Origin of the sequence: Dietzia sp. B19 (assembly GCF_014145155.1) — a bacterium.
In the GTDB taxonomy this organism is placed as follows: Bacteria; Actinomycetota; Actinomycetes; order Mycobacteriales; family Mycobacteriaceae; genus Dietzia; species Dietzia natronolimnaea.
Genome location: NZ_JAALED010000576.1, coordinates 19,885 through 21,248 on the forward strand (window position 1 = coordinate 19,885; position 1,364 = coordinate 21,248).

1 protein-coding gene is annotated in these 1,364 nt (G+C 67.9%); it reads left to right on the top strand.

Annotation, left to right across the window (positions count from 1 at the left end; all coding sequences use genetic code 11):
• On the top strand, positions 1-1,355 hold a 1,355-nt coding region (gene istA, locus G6020_RS16600; RefSeq protein ID WP_241732794.1), incomplete at its 5' end, for an IS21 family transposase.
• Between the last annotated feature and the right edge of the window lie 9 nt (positions 1,356-1,364).

Below are 1,364 nucleotides of genomic sequence, written 5' to 3' on the forward strand. Positions count from 1 at the left end.
GCGAGGGATCGCCGGGGCAGCGGCACTACAGTTATCAGCGGTTCTGCCAGATCGTCGGCGAGTACGTCGAGGTCAACGAGCTGACGATGCGGATCGCGCACGTGCCCGGGCACACGATGCAGGTCGACTGGGCGGGCACGAAGATGGCGATCTTCGATCCCGTCCTCGGCACCAAGACCACGGTCTCGGTGTTCGTGGCGTCGCTGCCGTACTCGGGGTTGGTCTTCGCCTCGGGCTGCGTGGACGAGAAGATGCCGAACTGGCTCGACGCGCACTTGCGGGCGTTCGAGTACTTCGGCGGCGCGGCGCAGGTGATCGTCCCGGACAACGCCTCGACGGCGTCGAACCAGATCGCCCGCGGTGACCGGGCCCGCGAGGTCAACCGTGAGTACCGTGACTTCCTCGAGTACCACCACACCGCCGCGGTGCCCACTCGGCCGGTGCGCCCGACGGACAAGGGCAATGTCGAGGCCGGGGTGAAGGTGGTGACGAACTGGGTGATCGGACGGCTGGCCGATCGGCGTTTCGCGAGCCTGGACGATCTGAATGAGGCGATCGCCGCCGAGGTGGAGGCGATCAACGACCGGACCCCGTTCCGCGGCCAGAAGACCAGCCGCCGGGAGCTGTTCACCGAGCACGAGCAGTCGGAGCTGATCGCTCTGCCCGAGGTCCGCTGGCAGCCGGTCATCTGGAAGAAGTCCAAGGTCAACAGGGATTACCACGTGGAGATCGCCACGGTGAAGTACTCGGTGCCCTACACCTTCGCTGGCCAGCACGTCGACGTGAAGATCACCGGCCCCACACTGGTGGTCATGGCTGGCGGTGAGGTCATCGCCTCCCACACCGTCTCCGGCAGGCGGCACTCGTTCGTCACCGACCCTGACCACGTGCCCGCCCAACACCTGCAGTCATCCGACCTGTGGTCACGGGCCTACTTCGTACGCCAGGCCCACAAGATCGGACCGCACACCGTCACCGCGATCAGCGAGGTCCTGGATCGTCAGCGGATCGAGGCGCAGGGCTACCGGTCGTGCCAGAACATCCTCGCCCTGGCTCGCGGCGACAACAAGATGCTCCTCGAGCGCGCCTGCGGGCAGCTGATCTCCCAGACCGCCAGACGGGCGATCAGCTACACCGCCGTCAAACAGCGACTGGCGGCCCTGCGGGCCCAGGCCGCGGCCCGACCCACGACGACGGAGGCGCCGCCGGCAACGACGGCCCGGGTGGAGCCGCCGCCGGGTCGGCGGGATACAACGGGGGCGCATCTGGCCGGGCCTGAGCAGTTCAGTCTCGCCGCCCTCACCGGACGCCCGAGTACGAGCACCGGCATCGCGGGGAAGGAGGAGCTGCAGTGACTGATCGTC